The organism is Streptomyces sp. HP-A2021, from assembly GCF_022807935.1.
Lineage (GTDB): Bacteria > Actinomycetota > Actinomycetes > Streptomycetales > Streptomycetaceae > Streptomyces > Streptomyces afghaniensis.
The window spans coordinates 6,279,005-6,302,481 of the sequence record NZ_CP094344.1 but is presented as its reverse complement, the minus strand read 5'-3'; the positions used below and the strand labels follow the sequence as shown (position 1 = coordinate 6,302,481).

17 protein-coding genes and 1 pseudogene are annotated in these 23,477 nt (G+C 71.9%); 11 read left to right on the top strand and 7 right to left on the bottom strand.

The window, feature by feature from the left end; genetic code table 11:
• Positions 1 to 74: 74 nt before the first annotated feature.
• Positions 75 to 3,803, bottom strand: coding sequence for an ABC transporter ATP-binding protein (locus tag MQE23_RS28495; protein ID WP_243380626.1), 3,729 nt, complete (start codon positions 3,801 to 3,803; stop codon positions 75 to 77).
• Positions 3,804 to 3,979: 176 nt separating this feature from the next.
• Here MQE23_RS28495 and MQE23_RS28490 point away from each other — a divergent pair, with 176 nt between their 5' ends.
• Positions 3,980 to 5,137, top strand: a complete 1,158-nt coding sequence (locus tag MQE23_RS28490) for an acyl-CoA dehydrogenase family protein (protein ID WP_020276750.1) — start codon at positions 3,980 to 3,982, stop codon at positions 5,135 to 5,137.
• Between the two features lie 34 nt (positions 5,138 to 5,171).
• Entirely contained in the window at positions 5,172 to 6,053 is an 882-nt protein-coding gene (locus MQE23_RS28485) for an acyl-CoA thioesterase II (RefSeq protein WP_020276751.1), read from the top strand.
• Here MQE23_RS28485 and MQE23_RS28480 read toward each other — a convergent pair.
• Together MQE23_RS28480 and MQE23_RS28475 are read right to left on the bottom strand one after the other, a co-directional pair.
• Positions 6,046 to 6,834 (bottom strand): phosphatase, encoded by a 789-nt coding sequence (locus MQE23_RS28480; protein WP_020276752.1) that lies wholly within the window; start codon positions 6,832 to 6,834, stop codon positions 6,046 to 6,048. The two genes, MQE23_RS28485 and MQE23_RS28480, sit on opposite strands and share 8 nt — an antisense overlap.
• A 93-nt stretch (positions 6,835 to 6,927) precedes the next feature.
• Positions 6,928 to 8,604 (bottom strand): PucR family transcriptional regulator, encoded by a 1,677-nt coding sequence (locus MQE23_RS28475; RefSeq protein ID WP_243380625.1) that lies wholly within the window; start codon positions 8,602 to 8,604, stop codon positions 6,928 to 6,930.
• A 129-nt stretch (positions 8,605 to 8,733) separates the two neighbouring features.
• Between MQE23_RS28475 and MQE23_RS28470 the strand changes: the two genes are divergently transcribed.
• From MQE23_RS28470 to MQE23_RS28455, 4 genes are all read left to right on the top strand, one after another.
• Entirely contained in the window at positions 8,734 to 10,197 is a 1,464-nt protein-coding gene (locus tag MQE23_RS28470) for a sodium:solute symporter (protein WP_020273333.1), read from the top strand.
• Positions 10,198 to 10,273: 76 nt separating this feature from the next.
• Positions 10,274 to 11,257, top strand: a complete 984-nt coding sequence (gene speB, locus MQE23_RS28465) for an agmatinase (protein ID WP_020273332.1) — start codon at positions 10,274 to 10,276, stop codon at positions 11,255 to 11,257.
• On the top strand, positions 11,254 to 12,939 hold the full coding sequence (locus MQE23_RS28460; protein ID WP_243380624.1) for a thiamine pyrophosphate-binding protein: 1,686 nt from the start codon (positions 11,254 to 11,256) through the stop codon (positions 12,937 to 12,939). The genes speB and MQE23_RS28460 overlap by 4 nt, the downstream gene beginning before the upstream one ends.
• A gap of 114 nt (positions 12,940 to 13,053) precedes the next feature.
• On the top strand, positions 13,054 to 13,296 hold the full coding sequence (locus MQE23_RS28455; RefSeq protein WP_037669902.1) for a DUF6411 family protein: 243 nt from the start codon (positions 13,054 to 13,056) through the stop codon (positions 13,294 to 13,296).
• Positions 13,297 to 13,306: 10 nt separating this feature from the next.
• Here MQE23_RS28455 and MQE23_RS28450 read toward each other — a convergent pair whose 3' ends face one another.
• The 3 genes and pseudogenes from MQE23_RS28450 to MQE23_RS28440 form a co-directional block, all read right to left on the bottom strand.
• Positions 13,307 to 13,741 carry an ATP-binding protein gene (locus tag MQE23_RS28450; RefSeq protein WP_037669900.1) on the bottom strand — a complete coding sequence of 145 codons (435 nt, stop codon included), beginning with the start codon at positions 13,739 to 13,741 and terminating at the stop codon, positions 13,307 to 13,309.
• Positions 13,742 to 13,892: 151 nt separating this feature from the next.
• Positions 13,893 to 14,507 carry a hypothetical protein gene (locus MQE23_RS28445; RefSeq protein WP_020273328.1) on the bottom strand — a complete coding sequence of 205 codons (615 nt, stop codon included), beginning with the start codon at positions 14,505 to 14,507 and terminating at the stop codon, positions 13,893 to 13,895.
• A gap of 289 nt (positions 14,508 to 14,796) precedes the next feature.
• Positions 14,797 to 15,710 (bottom strand): annotated as a pseudogene (locus MQE23_RS28440) (hypothetical protein); the annotation flags it as partial.
• Positions 15,711 to 16,029: 319 nt separating this feature from the next.
• Here MQE23_RS28440 and MQE23_RS28435 point away from each other — a divergent pair.
• Both MQE23_RS28435 and MQE23_RS28430 read left to right on the top strand, forming a co-directional pair.
• On the top strand, positions 16,030 to 16,881 hold the full coding sequence (locus tag MQE23_RS28435) for a serine hydrolase (RefSeq protein WP_037669882.1): 852 nt from the start codon (positions 16,030 to 16,032) through the stop codon (positions 16,879 to 16,881).
• 53 nt (positions 16,882 to 16,934) lie between these two features.
• Entirely contained in the window at positions 16,935 to 17,963 is a 1,029-nt protein-coding gene (locus MQE23_RS28430) for an esterase-like activity of phytase family protein (RefSeq protein ID WP_243380623.1), read from the top strand.
• A gap of 320 nt (positions 17,964 to 18,283) precedes the next feature.
• On the opposite strand, the gene MQE23_RS28425 is transcribed toward MQE23_RS28430, so the two are convergent.
• Entirely contained in the window at positions 18,284 to 18,880 is a 597-nt protein-coding gene (locus tag MQE23_RS28425; RefSeq protein WP_020273324.1) for a TetR/AcrR family transcriptional regulator, read from the bottom strand.
• Between the two features lie 86 nt (positions 18,881 to 18,966).
• On the opposite strand from MQE23_RS28425, the gene MQE23_RS28420 reads away from it, so the two are divergent.
• From MQE23_RS28420 to MQE23_RS28410, 3 genes are read left to right on the top strand one after another with little or no spacing between them, the layout of a single operon-like run.
• A complete protein-coding gene (locus tag MQE23_RS28420; protein WP_020273323.1) occupies positions 18,967 to 20,583 on the top strand; it encodes a carboxyl transferase domain-containing protein in 1,617 nt (538 codons plus the stop codon).
• Between the two features lie 14 nt (positions 20,584 to 20,597).
• A complete protein-coding gene (locus MQE23_RS28415; RefSeq protein WP_243380622.1) occupies positions 20,598 to 22,526 on the top strand; it encodes a biotin carboxylase N-terminal domain-containing protein in 1,929 nt (642 codons plus the stop codon).
• Positions 22,523 to 23,473, top strand: coding sequence for a hydroxymethylglutaryl-CoA lyase (locus tag MQE23_RS28410; RefSeq protein ID WP_037669874.1), 951 nt, complete (start codon positions 22,523 to 22,525; stop codon positions 23,471 to 23,473). The genes MQE23_RS28415 and MQE23_RS28410 overlap by 4 nt, the downstream gene beginning before the upstream one ends.
• Positions 23,474 to 23,477 lie beyond the last annotated feature (4 nt).

The window sequence follows — 23,477 nt, the reverse complement described above, 5'->3', positions numbered from 1 at the left end:
CGTACAGGTGTACGGACGCATGACGTATGTCGCACGGTTGCGCGAGCGTTACGAAAGCGCCGCCCCGGACGCGCTCAGCGGGACGCGCCGACCGGCTCCTCCGGCTCCGCGGCGCCGATGAACGTCCGCCACAGCTCGGCGTACCGTCCGCCGCGCGCGAGCAGCTCCTCGTGCGTGCCGTCCTCGGCGACCCGGCCGTGGTCCATGACGACGACCCGGTCGGCGCGGGCGGCGGTGGTGAGGCGGTGAGCCACGACGAGGGTGGTGCGGCGGCCGGCCAGGCGGTCGGTGGCCTGGTTGACCTGCGCTTCCGTGGCCAGGTCCAGGGCGGCGGTCGCCTCGTCGAGGAGCAGGACGTCCGGGTCGACCAGCTCGGCGCGGGCCAGCGCGATCAGCTGGCGCTGTCCGGCGGAGAGGTTGCGGCCGCGCTCGGCGACCTCGTGGAGGTAGCCGCCCTCGAGCGTGGCGATCATCTCGTGCGCGCCGACCGCGCGGGCCGCCGCCTCGACCTCGGCGTCGGTGGCGTCGGGGCGGCCGTAGGCGATGGCGTCGCGGACGGTGCCCTGGAAGAGGTACGCCTCCTGCGGGACGACCCCCAGACGGTGCCGGTACGAGGTGAGGTCGAGAGTGCGCAGGTCGGTGCCGTCGACGGTGACCCGGCCGCCGGTGGGGTCGTAGAAGCGGGCCACGAGCTTGACGAGGGTCGACTTGCCCGCGCCGGTCTCGCCGACGAACGCGACGGTCTGCCCGGCGGGGATGCGCAGGTCGACCCCGCCGAGGGCCGCCTCGCCCTCACCGGCAGCGCCGTATTCGAAGTGCACGTCCTCGAAGGCGATCTCGCCGCGCAGCGACAGCACTTCGCGGGGTTCGTCGGCGGACTTCGTCGACGTCGGCTCCTGGAGCAGCTCCTGGATGCGGCCCAGCGACACGGACGCCTGCTGGTAGCCGTCGAAGACCTGGGAGAGCTGCTGCACGGGCGCGAAGAACAGGTCGATGTAGAGCAGGTACGCCACCAGCGAGCCGATCGCCAGTGTCCCGTCGTCGACCCGCGCGCCGCCCACGATCAGCACGGCCGCGGCCGCCACCGACGACAGGAACTGCACGAAGGGGAAGTACACGGAGATCAGCCACTGGCCCCGGATGCGCGCCTGACGGTAGCTGTCGCTGTGCCCGGCGAACCGCCGCCCGCCGTCCCGCTCGCGCCGGAAGGCCTGCACGATCCGCAGCCCCGACACCGACTCCTGGAGGTCGGCGTTGACCACGGAGACGCGCTCACGGGCCAGTTCGTACGCCTTCACGCTCGCCCGGCGGAAGAAGTACGTGGCGATGATCAGCGGCGGCAGTGTCGCGAAGACGACCAGCGCCAGCTCCACGTCGAGCACCAGCAGGGCGACCATGATGCCGAAGAAGGTGACGACCGAGACGAAGGCGGTGACCAGGCCCGTCTGGAGGAACGTCGACAGCGCGTCGACGTCGGTCGTCATCCGGGTCATGATCCGGCCGGTCAGCTCCCGCTCGTAGTAGTCGAGCCCGAGGCGCTGGAGCTGGGAGAAGATCTTCAGCCGGAGCGAGTACAGCACCCGCTCGCCGGTACGACCCGTCATGCGGGTCTCGCCGACCTGGGCCGCCCACTGCACGGCCACCGTCAGCAGCGCGAGCAGCGACGCCGCCCACACGGCGCCGATCGCGACCTGGGTGACGCCCGAGTCGATGCCGTGCCGGATCATGATCGGCAGCAGCAGGCCCATGCCCGCGTCGACGGCGACCAGACCGAGGCTGACCAGCAGCGGCAGTCCGAAGCCGCGCAGCAGCCGGCGCAGGCCGTAGGACTCCTCCGGCTGGACGGCCTGCTTCTCGTCGACGTCGGGGACGTCGGTGGCCGGGGGCAGCGCCTCCACCTGGGCGAGCAGCTCGGGGGTGGCGGGGCTCTCGGCGAGGGCGAGGTCCTTGCGCTCACGGTCGCCGCTCCACAGCCGTGGGGTGACCCCGCGCTCGGCGTCGAACTCGGCGTCCAGCTCGTCCCGGACGGAGGTGTCCTCCTCGGGGCAGGCCGGCTGGGTGTGGCCCGGGGAGACCGCGCCCAGCTCGTCGGGGTCGGTGAGCAGGCGGCGGTAGAGGGCGGAGCGCCGCTGGAGCTCGTCGTGGGTGCCGATGTCGGCAAGGCGGCCACCGTCCAGGACGGCGATGCGGTCGGCGAGGTTCAGGGTGGAGCGGCGGTGGGCGATCAGCAGGGTGGTGCGGCCCCGCATGACCTCCTTCAGGGCCTCGTGGATCTCGTGCTCGACCCGGGCGTCCACGGCGGAGGTGGCGTCGTCCAGGACCAGTAGGCGCGGGTCGCTGAGGATGGCGCGGGCGAGGGCGACGCGCTGGCGCTGGCCGCCGGAGAGGGTCAGGCCGTGCTCGCCGACGGTGGTGTCGTAGCCGTCGGGCAGCTCGCTGATGAACCGGTCGGCCTGGGCGGCGCGGGCGGCCTGCTCGATCTCCTCCTGGGTGGCGTCCGGGCGGCCGTAGGCGATGTTGTTGCGGACCGTGTCGGAGAAGAGGAAGGAGTCCTCCGGGACCAGTCCGATCGCGGCCCGCAGGGACTCCAGGGTGAGTTCGCGCACGTCGTGGCCGCCGACGAGGACGGCACCGTGGGTGACGTCGTAGAAGCGCGGCAGCAGCAGGGAGACCGTGGACTTGCCGGAGCCGGAGGAGCCGACGACGGCGAGGGTCTCGCCGGGGCGGATCTCGAAGGAGAGCCCGTCGAGCACAGAGCGGTCGTCGCCGTAGCCGAAGGAGACGTCGTCGAACTCGACGGTCGCGGGGGCGTCGGCGGGCAGGTCCTTGCGGCCGTCCTCGAGAGACGGCTCGGTGTCGATCAGCTCCAGGACGCGTTCGGTGCCCGCGCGGGCCTGCTGGCCGACGGTGAGCACCATGGCGAGCATGCGGACCGGGCCGACGAGCTGGGCGAGGTAGGTGGAGAAGGCGACGAACGTGCCGAGCGTGATGTGCCCGCCCACCGCGAGCCAGCCGCCGAGCGCCAGCATCGCGACCTGGCCGAGGGCGGGGACGGCCTGGAGGGCCGGGGTGTAGACGGAGTTCAGGCGGATGGTGCGCAGCCGCCCGGCGAAGAGCCTGCGGCTGACGTCCCTGAGCTTGCCGGTCTCCTGCTCCTCCTGCCCGAAGCCCTTCACCACGCGGACACCGCTGACGGCACCGTCGACCACGCCGGCGACGGCGGCGGCCTGGGCCTGGGCGTACCAGGTGGAGGGGTGCAGCCGGGTGCGGCTGCGCTTGGCGATCCACCACAGGGCGGGGGCGACGGCCAGGGCGACGAGGGTGAGCGGCAGCGACAGGGACGCCATGATCCCCAGGGAGATCAGGAACAGCAGGACGTTCCCGATGGTCATCGGGAGCATGAACAGCAGGCCCTGGATCAGCTGGAGGTCGCTGGTGGCCCGGCCGACGACCTGGCCGGTGGACAGCTCGTCCTGGCGGCGGCCGTCGAGCCGGGTGATCGTGCCGTACATCTCGGTCCGCAGGTCGTGCTGGACGTCGAGGGCGAGGCGGCCGCCGTAGTAGCGGCGGATGTACGTGAGGACGTAGACGACCAGGGCGGCGGCTATCAGGAGGCCGGCCCAGGTGGTCATGGAGCGCGTGTGGTCGCTGATGACGTCGTCGATGATCACCTTGGTGATCAGCGGCACGAGGGCCATGACGGCCATGCCGCCCAGCGAGGAGCCGAGGGCGAGTACGACGTCCTTCGGGTGGCGCCATGCATAGGCCCACAGTCGTCGTGCCCATCCCCGTTGCGGTGTCACGCGGGTGCCCTCCGATCGTCCTGGTCTGCCGGAAGGCACCAACGCCGTGGGAGGCTGTTTTCATCCCGCGGCGTGACGAGCGTTACCCCGCCCCCACCCTGGACGGTTGTTGATACTCGCCGGTATCTTTGTCTGAGCAAGCGCTTAGACATACCGAGGTCCCTGGAGGTGGCGGCGTGCGCCGTACGGTGTTCAACGAGGATCACGAGGCGTTCCGGGAGACCATCCGCGCCTTCATCGAGGCCGAGGTCGTACCGGTGTACGACGAGTGGTTCGCGGCGGGCCAGGCGCCCCGCGACTTCTACTACAAGCTCGGTGAGCTGGGCATCTTCGGGATCAACGTCCCCGAGGAGTTCGGCGGCGCGGGCCTGGAGAGCCACAAGTTCGAGGCCGTGCTCTACGAGGAGACCGCTCGCGCGGGTGTCCAGTTCGGCGGCTCCGGTGTGCACGTGCTGCTCGCCCTGCCCTACATCAAGATGCTCGCCACCGACGAGCAGAAGAAGCGCTACCTGCCGAAGTTCGTCTCCGGCGAGGAGATGTGGGCCATCGCGATGACGGAGCCGGGCACCGGTTCCGACCTCGCGGGCATGAAGTCCACCGCCAAGCTGAGTGAGGACGGCACGCACTACGTCCTCAACGGCGCCAAGACCTTCATCACCGGCGGTGTGCACGCCGACCGCGTGATCGTCTGCGCCCGGACCGCCGCCCCGACGGCCGAGGACCGCCGTCACGGCATCTCCCTCTTCGCCGTCGACACCAAGTCCGAGGGCTACTCGGTCGGCCGCAAGCTCGACAAGCTCGGCCTGAAGACCTCCGACACCGCCGAGCTGGCGTTCGTCGACGTCAAGGTGCCCGTCGAGGACCTCCTCGGCGAGGAGAACAAGGGCTTCTACTACCTCGGCCACAACCTCGCCTCCGAGCGCTGGGGCATCGCCTTCGGCGCCTACGCGCAGGCCAAGGCCGCCGTCCGGTTCGCCAAGCAGTACGTGCAGGAGCGCACGGTCTTCGGCAAGCCGGTCGCGCACTTCCAGAACACCAAGTTCGAGCTGGCCGCCTGCCAGGCCGAGGTGGACGCGGCCGAGGCCGTCGCCGACCGGGCGACCGAGGCCCTCGACGCCGGTGAGCTCACGCCCGCCGAGGCCGCCTCCGCGAAGCTGTTCTGCACCGAGGTCGCCCACCGCGTCATCGACCGCTGCCTCCAGCTGCACGGCGGCTACGGCTACATGAACGAGTACCCGATCGCCCGCCTGTACGCGGACAACCGCGTCAACCGCATCTACGGCGGCACCAGCGAGATCATGAAGACGATCATCGCGAAGGACATGGGCCTGTAAGCCGACCGCAATCGGTGGCCGGTACAACAGTCACATGAGTCAGGCACTACAAGACCTCCTCGATCTGCTCGACCTGGAGCAGATCGAGGAGGACATCTTCCGTGGCCGGTCCCGGTCCGCCGTCGTCCCCCGGGTCTTCGGCGGGCAGGTCGCGGCCCAGGCGCTCGTCGCCGCCGGGCGCACGGTCCCCGAGGACCGGCCCGCGCACTCCCTCCACGCGTACTTCCTGCGCCCCGGTGACCCCGGCGCGCCCATCGTCTACACCGTCGACCGGATCCGCGACGGCCGCTCCTTCACCACCCGCCGGGTGGTCGCCGTCCAGCACGGCAAGCCGATCTTCCACCTCTCGGCGTCGTTCCAGGTGTACGAGGACGGGCTGGACCATCAGGAGCGCATGCCGGACGCGCCCGATCCCGCGACGCTGCCCACCGGTGAGGAGCGGCTGCGCGGATACGACCATCTCGACCCGACGGTCGTGGAGAGGTTCCTGGAGGCACGGGCCGCCGTCGATCTGCGCTACGTCGACGAGCCGCCGTACGGGAAGTTCGGCGAGCCGCGCGAGCCGCACTCCCAGGTGTGGTTCCGGACCAACGGCAAGCTCGCCGACGATCCGCTGCTGCACGTCGTCCTCGCCACCTACGTCTCCGACATGACGCTCCTCGACTCCGTGCTGCTCGCGCACGGGAGGGGCGGCTGGGCCGTCGGGGATGTCGTCGGGGCCTCCCTCGACCACGCGATGTGGTTCCACCGGCCGTTCCGCGCCGACGAGTGGCTGCTCTACGACCAGGAGTCCCCGTCCGCGTACGGCGGCCGGGGACTGGGACAGGCCCGGATCCACACGCAGGACGGGCGGCTGGCCATCACGGTGATCCAAGAGGGCGTCGTCCGCGTCCCGCGGGACGCGGGCACTAGCTGAGGCCCGCCTCCGCCAGCAGGTACGCCGTCATCGGGTCGTAGTGGCGGGGGCTGACCACGTGGTCGTCCAGGGGCACCGTCACCTGTACGGTGCCCTCCGCCTCGGCGAGGAAGAGGGCCGGGTCGTTGGAGTCGGCGTAGCCGACGGAGTCCACGCCGTGCTGTCCCGCGTAGCCCGCCCAGCCGTGGTCGGCGACGACCAGGTCGGGCAGCGGGCGGCCCTCGCGCTCCATCGCCGTCAGGATCGCCTTCATCGGCTCGCCCGAGTGGGTGTGCCACAGGGTGGCGCCGTGCTCCAGCACCGCCACGTCCGCGAACTGCATGACGTAGCCCTCCTCCGTCGTCAGCCCGTCCGGGATGACGACGATCTCGCAGCCGGCCGCGCGCAGGGCCGCCGCCGTCGCGCGGTGCACATCGAGCAGGCCGCCGGGGTGGCCGGTGGCGAAGAGGACCCGCTGCTGCCCGTCCGCAGCCTTGCGCAGCCGCCCGGCGAGCCGGTCCAGGGCCGCGACGGTCAGCTCCGGGTCGATGGTGTCCTGGCCGTACCGGTGCTCGGGGTCGTCGTTCACGCCGACCCGTTCCGCCATCACCGCGAGGACGTCCTGCTCGTCGCTCCAGCGGTCGCCGAGTTCCAGGCCGAGCCAGTAGTGCCGGTCGGCGTTCGCCAGCTTGCGGTAGTGGGAGAGGTTGTTCTCGCGGGGGGTGGCGACGTCGCCCGCGATGCGCGTCCTGACGAGGTGGTCGACGAGTTCGGCGCGGCTGGGTGTCCCGGGTATCGGCATGGCTCCCATTGTGAGGCAGCCGACTGTGGGCGGCCCTGGCGTATCGCACGCTGGGATGTGCGTCACGTACTCAGCGGGACCACGCTCACATACTCAGATCTGCCGCAGCGCGAACCAGAGTTCCATGCGGACGTCCGGGTCGTCGAGGTCCGCCTCCAGCAGGGTCGCGCACCGGGCGATGCGCTGCCGCACGGTGTTGCGGTGCACGGACAGGGCGACGGCCGTGCGGTCCCAGCTGCCGTGCAGGGAGAGCCAGGTGCGCAGGGTCTCGGGGAGCGCGGGATGGGCCGTGACGGGCGCGAGCAGGGTGCGGGCGTGGGCCGCCGCCTCGTCGGGCGGGACCAGGTCGGCGAGGGCGGGGCGCGGGCCGTGCCGGAGCAGCGGGGCGCGGGTGGCGCGGGCGCGGGCCAGGGCGCGGGCCGCCTGGGTGTCGGCGGCGGGCCAGTCCTCCGGGGCGACCGCGGCGCTGACGCCCAGGGTCCAGCCGGGCAGCGGGTCCGGTGCCCGGTCGGCCGGGACCAGGACCCGTACGACGTCACCCGCCGGGTCGACCAGGGCGGACCCGAGCGCGGCACCCAGTGCGGCGGCCGCGACGGCGTCGGGTACGCCCTCCCCGTCCGGACGGGCGTGCACGACGACCCACCGCCGCCCGTCGCCGAGCAGCGGCGCGACATCCTCGGGCGCGGCCCCCAGCAGCAGCCGCACCAGCGCCGAGGAGCGGGCGGCACCGGTGCCGCTCTGCTGCTCCCCGGTGAGGAGGGACAGCAGCACGGCGGCGACGGACACGATGGTGTGGTCCCCCGGCGCACGCCCCGGGGCGGCCACCCCGAGCACGAAGCCGCGCCCGGCACCGAGGGCGTAGGCGGCGAGGTGTGCGCCGGGGACGGTGTCGGTGGCGGAGGTGGGGTGGGGGCGGTTGGTGGGGGTGGGCGCCGGGGGCTGAGGTGGGGGCGAGGGCCGGCCGGCTGGTTGAGGCTGAGGGCGGCCTGCATCGGCGGCCCCGTCACGCGGCCGCGGGCGCCTGGCGTCGGCGGGTCCGCCCGGCTGCGCCGCCCCGCCCGCCAGGGAAGTCTCGGCCGGAGGGCGCGCGCTCGGAGTGGCCGCGGGCCGTCCGGCTCCCCCGTCCGCCGGCCGCACCACCCCCGCCAGCTCCGCCAGCGCGGAGGCGGCCTCCTCCCCGGCCTCCCGGCCCGCGCTCGCGATCTCCGCCCCCTCCGGGCCGTACAGCACAGCCCAGCCCCCCAGCCGCTGGGCGAGCTGCCGGAGGACCGACGGGACCGGGTCGGGGCGGGAGGCGGCCGAGGCCAGGCTCTGCTGGGCCTCCGTCACGCGGCGGAGTTCCGAAAGGCGGGCCTGGGCCATCAGCTGCCAGACCGCGCGGGCCACGCCCGAGAAGGTGGTCTGCTCCGGCACCTCCAGCAGCGGCAGGCCGTACCTCTCGCACGCCGCGACCAGCGCCCTCGGCACGGTGTCGTGCACCGGCGCCACCCCGAAGCCGAGGGCCGCGCCGCCCGCCGCCACGATCCGGGACACGTAGTCGTCGAAGTAGGTGCCGGACCCCGCCGCCTCGGGGATGTGCACGCCCGCCGTGAGCAGCAGTTCCCCGCCCAGCAGATACGGATACGGGTCCGCCATCTCCGAGGTGTGCACCCAGTGCACGACGGTGCCGGGGTCGTCCGGGCCGGCGATCCGGCGCAGGGCCAGGTCCTCGCGGGCCAGGAGAGCGGACAGCGGAACGGGGGGCGTGGGGGGAACCGTCGAATCCGGCATATGTGCGTTCCCTCCGGCCAGCGCCGCTCCAGTGGATGAAACGTACACTTCGCAGTCGCTTTCCGGCCACCTAGGGTCAGTGCTCGTCAACCTCGTCCCCACCGAGCGAGCGTGCGCGAAGGAGGCCCCATGGCCGTCGACTACCTCGTGATCGTCGTCTACCTGGCCGGGATGCTCGCCATGGGCTGGTGGGGCATGCGCCGCGCCCGCTCCAAGAGCGAGTTCCTGGTGGCCGGCCGCCGCCTCGGCCCGGCCATGTACTCCGGCACCATGGCGGCGATCGTCCTCGGCGGCGCCTCCACCATCGGTGGTGTGGGGCTCGGCTACCAGTACGGCCTGTCCGGCGCCTGGATGGTCTTCACCATCGGCCTCGGCCTGCTCGCCCTCTCCGTCTTCTTCTCCGCCCGCATCGCCCGGCTGAAGGTCTACACCGTCTCCGAGATGCTCGACCTGCGGTACGGAGGCGGCCGGGCCGGCATCATCTCCGGGGTCGTCATGTGGGCCTACACCCTCATGCTCGCGGTGACCTCGACCATCGCCTACGCCACGATCTTCGACGTCCTGTTCGACATGAACCGCACGCTCGCGATCGTCCTCGGCGGCTCGATCGTCGTGGCGTACTCCACCCTCGGCGGGATGTGGTCGATCACCCTGACGGACATGGTGCAGTTCGTCGTGAAGACCATCGGCGTGCTGCTCCTGCTGCTGCCGATCGCCGTCGTGAAGGCGGGCGGGTTCGGCGAGATGAAGGACCGGCTGCCCACCGGCTACTTCGACCCGCTCGGCATCGGCGGCGAGACGATCTTCACCTACGTGCTGATCTACACCTTCGGCATGCTCATCGGGCAGGACATCTGGCAGCGTGTGTTCACCGCCCGCAGCGACCGGACCGCCAAGTGGGGCGGGACCGTCGCCGGCACCTACTGCCTCGCGTACGCCCTCGCCGGTGCCGTCATCGGCACGGCGGCCAAGGTGCTGTACCCGAAGCTCGGCAGCGCGGACGACGCCTTCGCGACCATCGTGAAGGAGGAACTGCCCGTCGGAGTCCGGGGGCTGGTGCTGGCCGCCGCCCTGGCCGCCGTGATGTCGACCTCGTCCGGCGCGCTGATCGCCTGTGCCACCGTCGCCAACAACGACATCTGGTCCCGGCTGCGCGGGCTCGCCAAGGCGCCCTCCGCCGATCACGACGAGGTGCGCGGCAACCGCGCCTTCATCCTGATCATGGGCCTCGCGGTGATCGGCACGGCCATCGCGATCGACAACGTCGTGGAGGCGCTGACCGTCGCCTACAACCTCCTCGTCGGCGGGCTGCTCGTGCCGATCCTCGGCGGGCTGGTGTGGAAGCGGGGCACGGTGTACGGCGCCCTCGCCTCCGTCGTGGTCGGCGGACTCGCGGTCATCGTGCTGATGGCGACCCACGGCATCCTCGCCAACGAGCCCGTCTACTACGGCCTGCTCGCCTCGCTCGCCGCCTATCTGGCCGTCTCCCTGGCCACGCCCGCCACCGACGCCGCCGTCCTCGCCGCCTGGCGCGAGCGGCTCGCCGGACGGTCCCCCGAACTCCCGTCCGAACGGGTCACGGCTCCCCAGTAGAGTCGTAGAGCAAGCAGTACATAGCAGTGCATGGCAGTACATACGCGATGAAGCGTAGGAGAGAAGGCATTTCCTCATGAGCAGCAACGAGACCCCCCGCGGACCCGTCGATTCCTCCCGCGTTCCGCGGTACGCGGGCCCCGCGACCTTCGCCCGGCTGCCCCGGCTGGACGAGGTCGGCGGACGGGCCGATGTCGCCGTGGTGGGCGTGCCGTTCGACTCGGGTGTCTCGTACCGGCCGGGTGCCCGCTTCGGCGGCAACGCGATCCGTGAGGCGTCCCGGCTGCTGCGCCCGTACAACCCGGCGCAGGACGCCTCCCCGTTCGCCCTCGCCCAGGTCGCGGACGGCGGCGACATCGCCGTGAACCCGTTCAACATCAACGAGGCCGTCGAGACCGTCGAGGCGGCGGCGGACGACCTGCTCGGGACGGGCGCCCGTCTGATGACCCTCGGCGGCGACCACACCATCGCGCTGCCCCTGCTCCGGTCGGTGGCGAAGAAGCACGGCCCGGTGGCCCTGCTCCACTTCGACGCCCACCTCGACACCTGGGACACGTACTTCGGCGCCGAGTACACGCACGGCACCCCGTTCCGCCGCGCGGTCGAGGAGGGCATCCTCGACACCTCCGCCCTGTCCCACGTGGGCACCCGCGGCCCGCTCTACGGCAAGCAGGACCTGACCGACGACGAGAAGATGGGCTTCGGCATCGTCACCTCGGCGGACGTCTACCGGCGCGGCGCCGACGAGGTCGCCGACCAGCTCCGCCAGCGCATCGGCGACCGGCCGCTGTACATCTCCATCGACATCGACTGCCTCGACCCGGCCCACGCGCCCGGCACGGGCACGCCCGAGGCCGGCGGCATGACCTCGCGGGAACTGCTGGAGATCCTGCGCGGGCTGGCGTCCTGCAACCTGGTCTCCGCGGACGTCGTCGAGGTGGCCCCCGCGTACGATCACGCGGAGATCACGTCGGTGGCCGCGTCCCACACGGCGTACGAACTGACCACGATCATGTCGCGCCAGATCGCCGCGGCCCGGAAGGACTCGGAAGCGCAGTGACTCACGACCACGACCTGGTGCTCCGCCCGACGCCCGCCCAGACGGAGGCCGCCCTGAACCCTCCCCCCGGCCGCACCGGCGGAGACCTGGTCGTGGAGACGCTGGCCGGGCTGGGCGCGACGACCGTCTTCGGACTGCCCGGCCAGCACGCGCTCGGCATGTTCGACGCGCTGCGCCGCTCCGACCTCAGGTACATCGGCCTGCGGGTGGAGAACAACGCCGGGTTCGCGGCGGACGCGTACGGCCGGATCACGGGTGAGGCGGCGCCCCTGCTGCTGTCGACGGGGCCGGGAGCGCTGACCTCGCTGGCGGCGCTCCAGGAGGCGGCCGCGGCCAGCGCCCCCGTCCTGGCGATCAGCAGCCAGGTCCCGACGGCGGGGCTCGGCGGCGGCCGCCACGGCTATCTGCACGAACTGCCCGACCAGGCGGCCTCGTTCCGGGGCGTGGTGAAGTCGGTCCACACCGTCCGCACCCCGTCGCAGATCCCGTCCGCGATCGAGGCGGCCTGGACGTCGGCGCTGAGCGCCCCGCACGGGCCGGTGTGGGTGGAGATCCCGCAGGACGTGCTGCTCGCCGAGACGGCGATCCCGGTGGTGACCGGCGGCGACGCCTTTCCCGAGGAACTGCCGCCGCGCCCCGAACTGACCGCCGTGGCCGCCGACCTGCTGTCGAAGGCGGCCCGTCCGGCGATCATCGCGGGCGGCGGGGTGGTCCGGGCGGACGCGTCGAAGAAGCTGCGTCAGCTGGCCGAGACGCTTCAGGCGCCGGTCGTCACGACACCGGGCGGCAAGGGCGCGTTCCCCTGGACGCACCCCCTGTCGCTCCAGTCCTGGATCGAGGACCGCCACACCACGGACTTCCTGGAGGACGCGGACGTACTCCTCGTCGTCGGTTCGGGCCTCGGCGAACTCTCCTCCAACTACCACACGTTCAAGCCGCGCGGCCGCGTCATCCAGATCGAGGCCGACCTCGGCAAACTGGAGTCCAACCACCCGGCCCTGGGCATCCACGCGGACGCCCGCCTCGCGTTGCAGGCGCTGCTGGAGACGGTCTCCGAGCGGGAGGACCCGACGGCACCTGAGCGCGTCCGCGCGCTGCTCTCCAAGGTCGCCGAACGCATCAGCGCCCAGGAACTCACGCTGGAGCAGGAGGTGTTGGCGTCGGTGCGGAAGGCCCTTCCCGCCGACTCCCCGTCCTTCTGGGACATGACGATCCTCGCGTACTGGGCCTGGTCGGCCTTCGACGCCAAGGGCCCCAACCACATGCACTCCGCCCAGGGCGCGGGCGGCCTCGGCTACGCCTTCCCGGCGGCACTCGGCGCTGCGGTGGCCGATCCGACCCGGCCGGTCCTCGCCGTCTCCGGCGACGGCGGCGCCCTGTACTCGATCGCCGAGCTGGCGACGGCCCGCCAGTACGGCCTGAACGTCACCTGGCTGATCGTCGACGACGGCGGCTACGGCATCCTGCGCGAGTACATGACCGACGCGTTCGGCGAGGCGACGGCGACGGAACTGGCCCGGCCGGACTACGTGGCACTGGCGGAGTCCTTCGGTGTCCCCGGGGTCCGTACGACCCCGGAGAACCTGGAGCAGGACCTCACGAAGCAACTCGCGTCGCCGGGGCCCTCGGTGGTCCTGCTCCCGGCCGTGCTGCGGATGTTCGCGCCGACGCACCTGGACTGAGCTCCGGCCGGTCCGGCCGGGCCGCGTTCGAGAAAGGTCACACCTTCGCTCCTCACATGGGCGGGACAAAGCGGGGCACCCATGTATCCGTCCACCAGCGAAGGGGAGCTGATCATGGTAGTCGCCGCCGTCATCGTCGGGTGTGTGGTCCTGGCCGTCCTGGCCTTCCTCGTCCCCCGTCTCTCCCGCCACCCCGAACGCGGCACGCAACGTACGCTCGGCGCCGGGGCCCGGGTCGGCGGCAAGGCGCCCGGCATTCTGGGCCGGCTCTTCAGCAAGCCCTTCCACACCAGTTCGCGCGCGGTGAGCCGCAGCGGTTCGGCAGGTCGTCGCTCCCGCGGCCGCATGCCCTTCTGATCAGCAGAACTCAGTTACTGCTGCCGTCCTGCCGGTCGTTTCCGGTACCGGTGTCAGCGGGGCAGAAGCATGCCGTCACCGTCTTGCCGTTCCGCTGGCACCGCATCCCCCACTCATCGGCGAGCTTCTGCACGATCGCCACTCCGCGGCCGGAGACATCCCCCGGCTCTGCTTCGCGCTGGCGCGGCAGCGTCGGGTCCTCGTCGTGGACGCTCACATGAAGGCAGTCGCCGTCCCAGGTGAGGACCAGGTGGGCGTCGCTGTGCGCGTGGATGTGCGCATTGGTGATCAGCTCGGACACGGCCAGCACGATGGCGTCCACCGTGTCCGGCTCCGCAGCGGCCCAGGGCAGGGATTCGAGACGCCTGCGTGTCCACTCCCGCCCGGCGCGTACTCCCTCGGACATGGGGAACGAGTGCGCCCATCCCATCGCCTTCACCGCCACCGCCCCGGCCTCCTCTCCCTCGGCCCACACACGTGCATGAACCGGGTACCCGGCGCCCTCCTCAACAGACACGATGCGGTGGGCCGCCCGCGACCTTGCGGCCGGCCCACCCCAGACGCCAGTTACTTCTCGAGCACGGCTCGAACACGGCCTACAGGCCGTCGCGGACCATCGCGGCGACGATGTGGACGTGGCGGTCGGCGGCCGTGTTCGACCACTCGTTGTCGTAGTTCAGGCCGTAGGGCCAGAAGTGGCCGCCGCCGGTGGAGATCTTCGCGCCGGAGCCGTCGTACTGCTTGACCAGCGCGGTCGCCTGCCCGCCGGTCCAGGTGCCGCTGCCGCCGAGGCGGGACCAGCCCGAGCTGGTGCCGACGCCGATGGTGTGGGCGATCTCGTGCAGGGCCGTCCGCTCGTTCATGTAGCTGCGGTTGCTGCCGAAGCGGATGGTCCCGTTGATGTTGCCGTCGGCGGTGGGGACGCCCGGCTCGTAGCGGACAGTGATGGTCTTGCCCAGGTCGCTGAGGTTGTTGTAGCGGGCCACCGCCGCGTTCATGGCCCGGGTGATGGCGTCGTAGGCGGTGCGCTGGTCCTCGGTGGGGTTGCTCGCCCGTACGAGGGACCAGGTGATGGTGGCCGCGGCGGCGCGTTCGCGGGCCGGGGCGGGAGCGGCCTGGGAAGTGGCCTGGGGGGTGGCGGCCTGGGCGACGGCCGGGCCGGTCAGCAGTGCGGCCGTGAGGGCGGCTATGACTGCCTTGCGTGGGCTCATTGCGGATCCTCCTGTGGGGGTGGCCGTGACAAAGGTTGCGAAACCTCGTACGACGTTCGGGATCTCGGACATGCGAAGCCGCTGTTCGACATCAGATCGGAGGCAACGAAGTCTCTTCGCTGACACGGCAGTTGGCGCGCTGTCGACCGCAAGTATCCCGGTGGGAAAGGCGGCGTCAAGAGTTTCGGCAGGGGGCAGTGGAACGGCCCCCGACCGTGGAGTCAGGGGCCGTTCGCCGGTGGGGCGGGGATCAGCCGACGTCGGACGGGTCGAGACGGTAGACCGTCGACTTCACGGCCGTGCCGTGCTTCTGCACCCACGCGGTGACCTCGGAGCTGAGGGAGGAGTCACCACCGGGGCCCCCGCCCATGCCTCCGCCGAGCTGGACGTAGTGCAGTTCGCCCTTCTTCACCAGCTCCTTGAGCTTGGCGAGCGTCATCGCCTTGTCGCTGCCGGACCAGCCCCACATGGAGATGACGGGCTCCCCGCTGCTCATGATGAGCTGGGCGGCACTCTGCGAACTGGACACGGCCAGCAGCCACTTGGCGCCGTCCTGGTGCTTCTTCAGGTACGCCACGAGCTCGCTGTCGGCGCCTGCGTCCATGCCGCCGGGCCGGGCACCGGCCCCGGAGCCGCTGGTCCCGCCGGGGGCCTGCCTGCTCTGCCCGTTCTGCCCACCAGGGGGCGCCGCACCTCCCGGGAAGCCGCCGCCACTGCGCTCGGCGCGAGGGAATCCCCGACCCCCACCGCCACCACCCCCGGGCCCGCCGAAGCCGTTGCCCGTCGACGGCCCCGCCGTCGGGTTCGTACCGGCCATGCCACCACCGCCCGACCCGGACGGCACCGAAAAGGCGTACGCGGCCGGTCCCGCCACCGCCGCGACCACAGCCGCGGCCACGGACACGGCCAGCAGCCGCAGCCGAAGCCCCGAGGCGCCCGAGCGGAAGACGAACAGGCCCAGGAGAGCGAGGGCCATGACGACCAGGATCGAAGGCCACAGCCAGGTGTTCCAGCCGGAGGCCCGCCGCAGCAGCACCGCCGCCCAGACAGCCGTGACGCCCAGCCCGGGGGCAGCACCCACACCCACCGCCGGTCCGTGCGGAAGGCCCGCAGCAACAGCACACCGCCGCCTGCGCACAGCGCCGCGACGCCCGGGGCGAGCGCGGTCGTGCAGTACGGGTGCATCGTGCCCTCGGCCAGGGCGGAGGAAGTTCCCGGCGTCCAACGAGCCGAAGAACCAGGCCTTCCAGCTCTGCGTGCCGCTCAGCACGGCGGCGCTGTAGAAGCTGTTCAGGCTTGAGCCGGACAGGTTCCAGGAGCCTGCTGGGGTGAGGGCGGCACGGGAGCGCGGAGCTGGGGTTCGGTGGCAGACGTCACCCCGGCATCGTGAACAGACCTGGTTTGTGGCCGCTGTGACGAAACTGGCCGCGTCCTGTGAAACCGCACGGCGCCCGGTAACGACTCGCACAAGTCTTCGTCAATCGCTACAACCTTTGCCCCCTTCCGGTGAGTCATGGTGTGCATGACTTCTGGGATATCCCGCCGCGCGAGAGTGCTGGCGGCGGCCGTGGGTACGGGTGTGCTCGTGCCGCTCGTCGCCGCCGCCACGCCCGCAGCCGCCGCCACTCCGGCCGTGACCTGCACGTCCGCCAAGGCCGGGCTCGCCGCCAAGCTGAAGAAGGACATCACCGCCGCGCTCGCCACCCGCAAGGGCACCGTCGCCGTCGGCCTCTACGACCGCAGTACCAACACGAACTGCACTCTGCGGGCGAGCTCCGCCTACGACTCGGCCAGCGTCGTCAAGGTCACCGTCCTCGCGACGCTGCTGTGGGACGCGAAGAAGACGAACCGGTATCTCACCGACCGCGAGAACACCCTCGCCAAGGCCATGATCACCAAGTCGGACAACGCCGCGACCTCCACCCTGTGGAAGCAGCTCGGCATGACGAAGATCAAGGGCTTCCTCACCGCCGCCGGCATGACCCAGACCAAGCCCGGCGCGAACGGCTACTGGGGCCTGACGCAGATCACCGTCACCGACGAGCAGAAGCTGCTGAAGCTCCTCACCGCCAAGAACGCGGTCCTGAGCGACAACTCCCGTGCCTACATCCTGAAGTTGATGGGGCAGGTCGTCTCGTCCCAGCGCTGGGGCACGCCGTACGGAGTGCCGTCCGGCGTCACCGTGGCCGTGAAGAACGGCTGGCTGCAACGCTCCACGAACGGCTGGCGGGTGCACAGCGTCGGCGCGTTCAAGGGCGGCGGCCACGACTACGTGATGACCGTGCTCACCCACGGCAACAGCACCATGAACTACGGCATCGCGACCATCCAGGCCGTGGCCAAGGTCATCCACAAGGACCTGGCCGCGAGCTGACCCTTCACCACGCGTCCTACCCGGCGTCACCGGCCCGCCCTACGGTGACGCCCATGCCCCTGAGAACCCATCTCGCCCTCTTCACCACAGGCCTGGCGGCTGCCACCTGCCTGAGTGCCGCCGGCCCCGCCCAGGCGCACGACACCGGGCACGCCTGCTCGCCGGCCGTCTCCATCGACGGCTTCTCCGACGCGCTCGACAAGACGACGTACGAGAACACCTACGTCGGCAACTTCTCGGCCCTCGCCATGGAGCGCGACGGCTCCCTGGCCGCCCTCTCCGACCGCTCGTCGCTCTTCCGCCTGGACGCGAGGACGCTGAAGCCCCGGTCCGTGGTCCCGCTCGCCGACGAGCAGGGCACCGCGCTCGACTCCGAGGGCCTGGCCGTCGCCCGCGACGGCACGTACCTCGTCTCCTCCGAGACGGAGCCCTCCATCCGCCGCTACTCCCGCACCGGCAGGCTCCTCGACCGCCTCCCGGTCCCGGACGCCCTGCGCGTGAGCCCCGCGGGCCGCGCGCAGCCCAACGGCACCTTCGAGGGCCTGACCCTGCTCCCCGGCGGCCGTACCCTGCTCGCCTCCATGGAGTACGCGCTCTCCGGCGACGACTCGACGATCGTCCGCTTCCAGACCTGGCGCAGGACGGCCCACGGCCACTTCGCCCTCGGCGCCCAGTACGCCTACCGCACGGACCCCGGCCTGGGCGTCCCCGAGGTCCAGGCGACCCCCGACGGCCGCCTCCTGGTCCTGGAGCGCGGCTTCACCTCCGGCGTGGGCAACACGGTCCGCCTCTACCTGGCCGACCCCCGCGGGGCGACGGACACGAGCGGCATCGAGACCCTCCCGGCCCGCCCCGAGGCCCGCCTGATCGGGAAGACCCTCCTGACCGACCTGGCGTCCTGCCCCTCCCTGGGAGCGACGGCCAAGCAACCCCAGCCGAACCCTCTCCTCGACAACATCGAGGCCATGACGATCACGGGCCGGACGAAGAACACCCTGAAGGTCCTCCTGGCCAGCGACGACAACGAGAACAAGACCCAGACGACCCGCTTCTACGCCCTGCGGGTGAGAACGACCGCCTAGACCCGCCCGGCAGTCCAAGCCCGAACCTCGTCGGGCCCGAGCCGGAGCGCGCCCGTGCCGAGCCGGCCACCTGAGCCGGCTCGGCCGGGGGCCTTCGCCTCCAGCACGACGAGAAAGGCCACGCCGACCGAATCGCCAAGGTGCCCGGCCGGGTGGGTCGGCGACGCCGGTCGCTGATCCACTCCGTGGGGGCAGGCGGCGGCTCCGGATCCGCCGAGGGCGGGGGAGGCCGGAATCCCCGCCGGGGTCCGGGGCGGAGCCCCGAGGTGAGGGCACCTCTTGCCCAACTGGTTCGGGCGGGCGGGTGGGCAAACTCCCCGCTATACGCCTACCGCCGCAAACGCCCCCCGAGCCATCCGATGCAACAGCTCCGCCGTGGCCCCCCGGCCGGGCAAAGACCCCGCCCTCCCCAGATGCGGCGTCGAGTTCAGCAGCCCGAACACCGAGTGCACAGCCGACCGCGCCGCGGGCTCCCCCAGCCCGGGATACACCTCCCGCACCACCCCCACCCACAGCTCCACGTACTGCCGCTGGAGCTGCCGCACCATCTTCCGGTCGCTGTCCCGGAGGCGGTCCAGCTCGCGATCGTGCAGGGTGATCAGAGGCCGGTCGTCGAGCGCGAAGTCGATGTGCCCCTCGATCAGCGAGTCGAGGACCGCCTCCGCACCCGCACCCCCGTCCGCCTCCGCCACCCGCCGCTTCGCCCCGGTCAGCAGCTGCCCACTGATCCCCACCAGCAGCTCCGCGAGCATCGCGTCCTTGCCCGCGAAGTGCCGGTACAGCCCGGGCCCGCTGATCCCGACAGCGGCGCCTATCTCGTCGACTCCGACCCCGTGGAAGCCCCGCTCGGCGAAGAGCCGGGCAGCCTCCTTGAGGATCTGCTCGCGTCGGGTGGGGGCGTCGGTTCTGGTGGCCATGAAAACAATTCTAGACAGGGAGGTTAGCGGTCGTTAACCTGAAGGAAATGCGTTAACGCTCATTAACAAGGTGAGGGGACCGCAGGATGCACGAGGCACCGGAGCTCACGAGCGCGGCAGACCCCGCGTCGGAGGCCTTTCGGGCCAACGAGGAGGCGCACCACGCCCTCGTGGAGGAGCTGCGCGCCAAGCTGGCCGCAGCCGCGCAGGGCGGCGGCGAGAAGGCCCGCGCCCGCCACACCGCGCGCGGCAAGCTGCTCCCCCGCGACCGCGTCGACACCCTCCTCGACCCGGGCTCGCCCTTCCTGGAGCTGGCCCCGCTCGCGGCCGACGGGATGTACGAGGGCCAGGCCCCGGCCGCCGGCGTCATCGCCGGCATCGGCCGGGTCAGCGGCCGCGAAACCGTGATCATCGCCAACGACGCCACGGTCAAGGGCGGCACGTATTACCCGATGACGGTCAAGAAGCACCTCCGCGCCCAGGAGGTCGCCCTCGACAACCGCCTCCCCTGCGTCTACCTCGTGGACTCCGGCGGCGCCTTCCTCCCCATGCAGGACGAGGTCTTCCCGGACCGGGACCACTTCGGCCGGATCTTCTACAACCAGGCCCGCATGTCCGGCGCCGGCATCCCCCAGATCGCCGCCGTCCTCGGCTCCTGCACGGCCGGCGGGGCGTACGTCCCGGCGATGAGCGACGAGGCGGTGATCGTCCGCAACCAGGGCACGATCTTCCTCGGCGGCCCGCCCCTGGTGAAGGCGGCCACGGGCGAGGTCGTCACGGCGGAGGAGCTCGGCGGCGGCGAGGTCCACTCCCGCGTCTCGGGCGTCACGGACCACCTCGCGGAGAACGACGCGCACGCGCTCCGCATCGTCCGCACCATCGTCTCCACCCTGCCCGCGCGCGGGAAGCTCCCCTGGGAGGTCACGGAACCCACGGAACCCAAGGTCGACCCCCACGGCCTCTACGGCGCGGTCCCGGTCGACTCCCGCACCCCGTACGACGTACGGGAGATCATCGCGCGCGTGGTCGACGGCTCCCGCTTCGCCGAGTTCAAGTCCGAGTTCGGCCAGACCCTGGTCACGGGCTTCGCCCGGATCCACGGCCACCCGGTGGGCATCGTCGCCAACAACGGCATCCTGTTCTCCGAGTCCGCCCAGAAGGGCGCCCACTTCATCGAGCTGTGCGACCAGCGCGGCATCCCGCTGGTGTTCCTGCAGAACATCTCCGGGTTCATGGTCGGCAAGGACTACGAGGCGGGCGGCATCGCCAAGCACGGCGCCAAGATGGTCACGGCCGTCGCCTGCACCCGCGTGCCGAAGCTCACGGTGGTGGTGGGCGGCTCCTACGGCGCCGGCAACTACTCGATGTGCGGCAGGGCGTACTCCCCCCGCTTCCTGTGGATGTGGCCGAACGCCAAGATCTCCGTCATGGGCGGCGAGCAGGCCGCCTCTGTCCTCGCGACCGTCAAGCGCGACCAGCTGGAGGCGCGCGGCGAGTCCTGGCCGGCCGAGGACGAGGACGCCTTCAAGGCCCCGATCCGCGCCCAGTACGAGCGCCAGGGGAACGCCTACTACGCGACGGCCCGCCTCTGGGACGACGGTGTGATCGACCCGCTGGACACCCGGCAGGTCCTGGGCCTGGCCCTGACCGCGTGCGCCAACGCGCCCCTGGGTGACCCCCAGTTCGGCGTCTTCCGGATGTGAGGGGACGGACGACGATGTTCGAGACAGTGCTTGTGGCCAACCGGGGCGAGATCGCCGTACGCGTCATCCGGACGCTGCGGTCGATGGGCGTGCGCTCGGTGGCCGTCTTCTCCGACGCGGACGCCGACGCCCGGCACGTCCGCGAGGCGGACACCGCGGTCCGGATCGGACCGGCCCCGGCGTCCGAGAGCTATCTGTCGGTGGAGCGCCTGCTGGAGGCGGCGGCGCGCACCGGCGCCCAGGCCGTCCACCCCGGCTACGGCTTCCTCGCCGAGAACGCCGCCTTCGCGCGCGCCTGCGCCGAGGCCGGCCTGGTCTTCATCGGCCCCCCGGCGGACGCGATCTCCCTCATGGGCGACAAGATCCGCGCCAAGGAGACGGTCCAGGCCGCCGGAGTGCCGGTCGTCCCCGGCGGACGCGACCCGGGCCTGGCCGATGCGGCCCGCGAGCTGGGCGCGCCCGTGCTGCTGAAGCCGAGCGCGGGCGGCGGCGGCAAGGGCATGCGTCTGGTGCGGGACCTGACCCGGCTGGAGGAGGAGATCGCCGCGGCCCGCCGCGAGGCCCGCGCCTCCTTCGGCGACGACACGCTCCTGGTCGAGCGCTGGATCGACCGCCCCCGCCACATCGAGATCCAGGTCCTGGCCGACGGCCACGGGAACGTCGTCCACCTCGGGGAGCGCGAGTGCTCCCTGCAGCGCCGCCACCAGAAGATCATCGAGGAGGCGCCGAGCGTGCTCCTCGACGAGCAGACGCGCTCGGCGATGGGCGAGGCGGCGGTCCAGGCGGCCCGCTCCTGCGGCTACCGGGGCGCGGGCACGGTGGAGTTCATCGTCCCCGGCACCGACCCGTCGTCGTACTACTTCATGGAGATGAACACCCGCCTCCAGGTGGAGCACCCGGTCACGGAGCTGATCACCGGCCTGGACCTGGTCGAGTGGCAGCTGCGCGTGGCGGCCGGCGAACCCCTCGGCTTCACCCAGCAGGAAGTACGGCTCACGGGTCACGCGGTGGAGGCCCGCATCTGCGCCGAGGACCCGGCGCGCGGCTTCCTGCCCTCCGGCGGCACAGTCCTGAAGCTCCGCGAACCGCAGGGCGACGGCATCCGCACCGACTCGGGCCTCACGGAGGGCACAGAGGTCGGCAGCCTGTACGACCCGATGCTCTCGAAGGTCATCGCGTACGGCCCGGACCGCGCGACCGCCCTGCGCAAGCTCCGTTCGGCCCTGGCGGAGACGGTCACGCTCGGGGTGCAGACCAACGCGGGCTTCCTGCGCCGGCTGCTCGCCCACCCGGCGGTGGTCGCCGGCGACCTGGACACCGGCCTGGTCGAGCGGGAGGTCGAGGGTCTGGTCCCCACGGACGTGCCGGAGGAGGTGTACGAGGCGGCGGCGGCCGTACGCCTGGACGCGCTGACGCCCGAGCCCGGCGGCTGGACGGACCCCTTCTCGGTCCCCAGCGGCTGGCGGCTCGGCGGGGGACGGAAACCGCCCGCATTCCACCTCAGGGTCCAGGACCCGCTGGAGTACACCCCGCGCGGCACCGCCACGGTCACCGGCGACCGGGTCTCCGTCACGCTGGACGGCGTCCGCCACACCTTCCACCGGGCCGCCGACTGGCTCGGCCGCGACGGCGACGCCTGGCACGCACGCGACCACGACCCGGTGGCCGCCTCCCTGAGCCGCGCGGCCCACGCGGGCGCCGACTCGCTGACCGCGCCCATGCCGGGCACCGTGACGGTGGTGAAGGTCGCCGTCGGCGACGAGGTGACCGCGGGCCAGAGCCTGCTGGTGGTGGAGGCGATGAAGATGGAGCACGTCATCTCCGCCCCGCACGCCGGCAAGGTCACCGAACTGGACGTGACCCCGGGCTCGACAGTCGCCATGGACCAGGTACTGGCGGTCATCGCACCCCAGGAGGCACCGCAGGAGGAGGCGGCGGAATGACAGTCGACGGTCTCCCGATGGTGGTCCCGACCACGGACCTGCCCACCCGCGTCCGCATCCACGAGGTCGGCGCACGCGACGGCCTGCAGAACGAGAAGGCGACGGTCCCCACGGAGGTCAAGGCGGAGTTCGTCCGCCGTCTGGCCGAAGCGGGCCTGACGACGATCGAGGCGACGAGCTTCGTCCACCCCAAGTGGGTCCCCCAACTGGCGGACGCGGAGCAGCTCTACCCCCTGGTCGCCGACCTCCCGGTGGCACTGCCGGTCCTGGTCCCGAACGAACGCGGCCTGGACCGCGCCCTGGCCCTGGGTGCCCGGCGGGTCGCGGTCTTCGCCAGCGCCACGGAGTCCTTCGCCAAGGCCAACCTCAACCGCACGGTGGACGAGGCACTGGCGATGTTCGACCCGGTGGTCGCCCGGGCGAAGGCGGACGACGTCCACGTCCGCGGCTACCTCTCCATGTGCTTCGGCGACCCCTGGGAGGGCGCGGTCCCCATCCCCCAGGTGGTCCGGGTCTGCAAGGCCCTGCTGGACATGGGCTGCGACGAGCTGAGCCTGGGCGACACGATCGGCGTGGCGACCCCGGGCCATGTGGTCGCGCTCCTCGCGGCCCTCGACGAAGCAGGAATCCCGCCGTCCGTCCTCGGCGTCCACTTCCACGACACCTACGGCCAGGCCCTCGCCAACACGCTCGCGGCCCTCCAGCAGGGCGTCACCACGGTCGACGCCTCCGCGGGCGGCCTGGGCGGCTGCCCGTACGCCAAGTCGGCGACCGGCAACCTCGCCACCGAAGACCTCGTGTGGATGCTGCGGGGCCTCGGCATCGACACCGGAATCGACCTCGGCCGCCTCGTCGCCACGAGCGCGTGGATGGCCAACCGTCTGGGCCGACCCAGCCCGTCCCGCACCGTCCGAGCCCTGTCCCATGAGGACACCGAGGAGCAGTGATCAC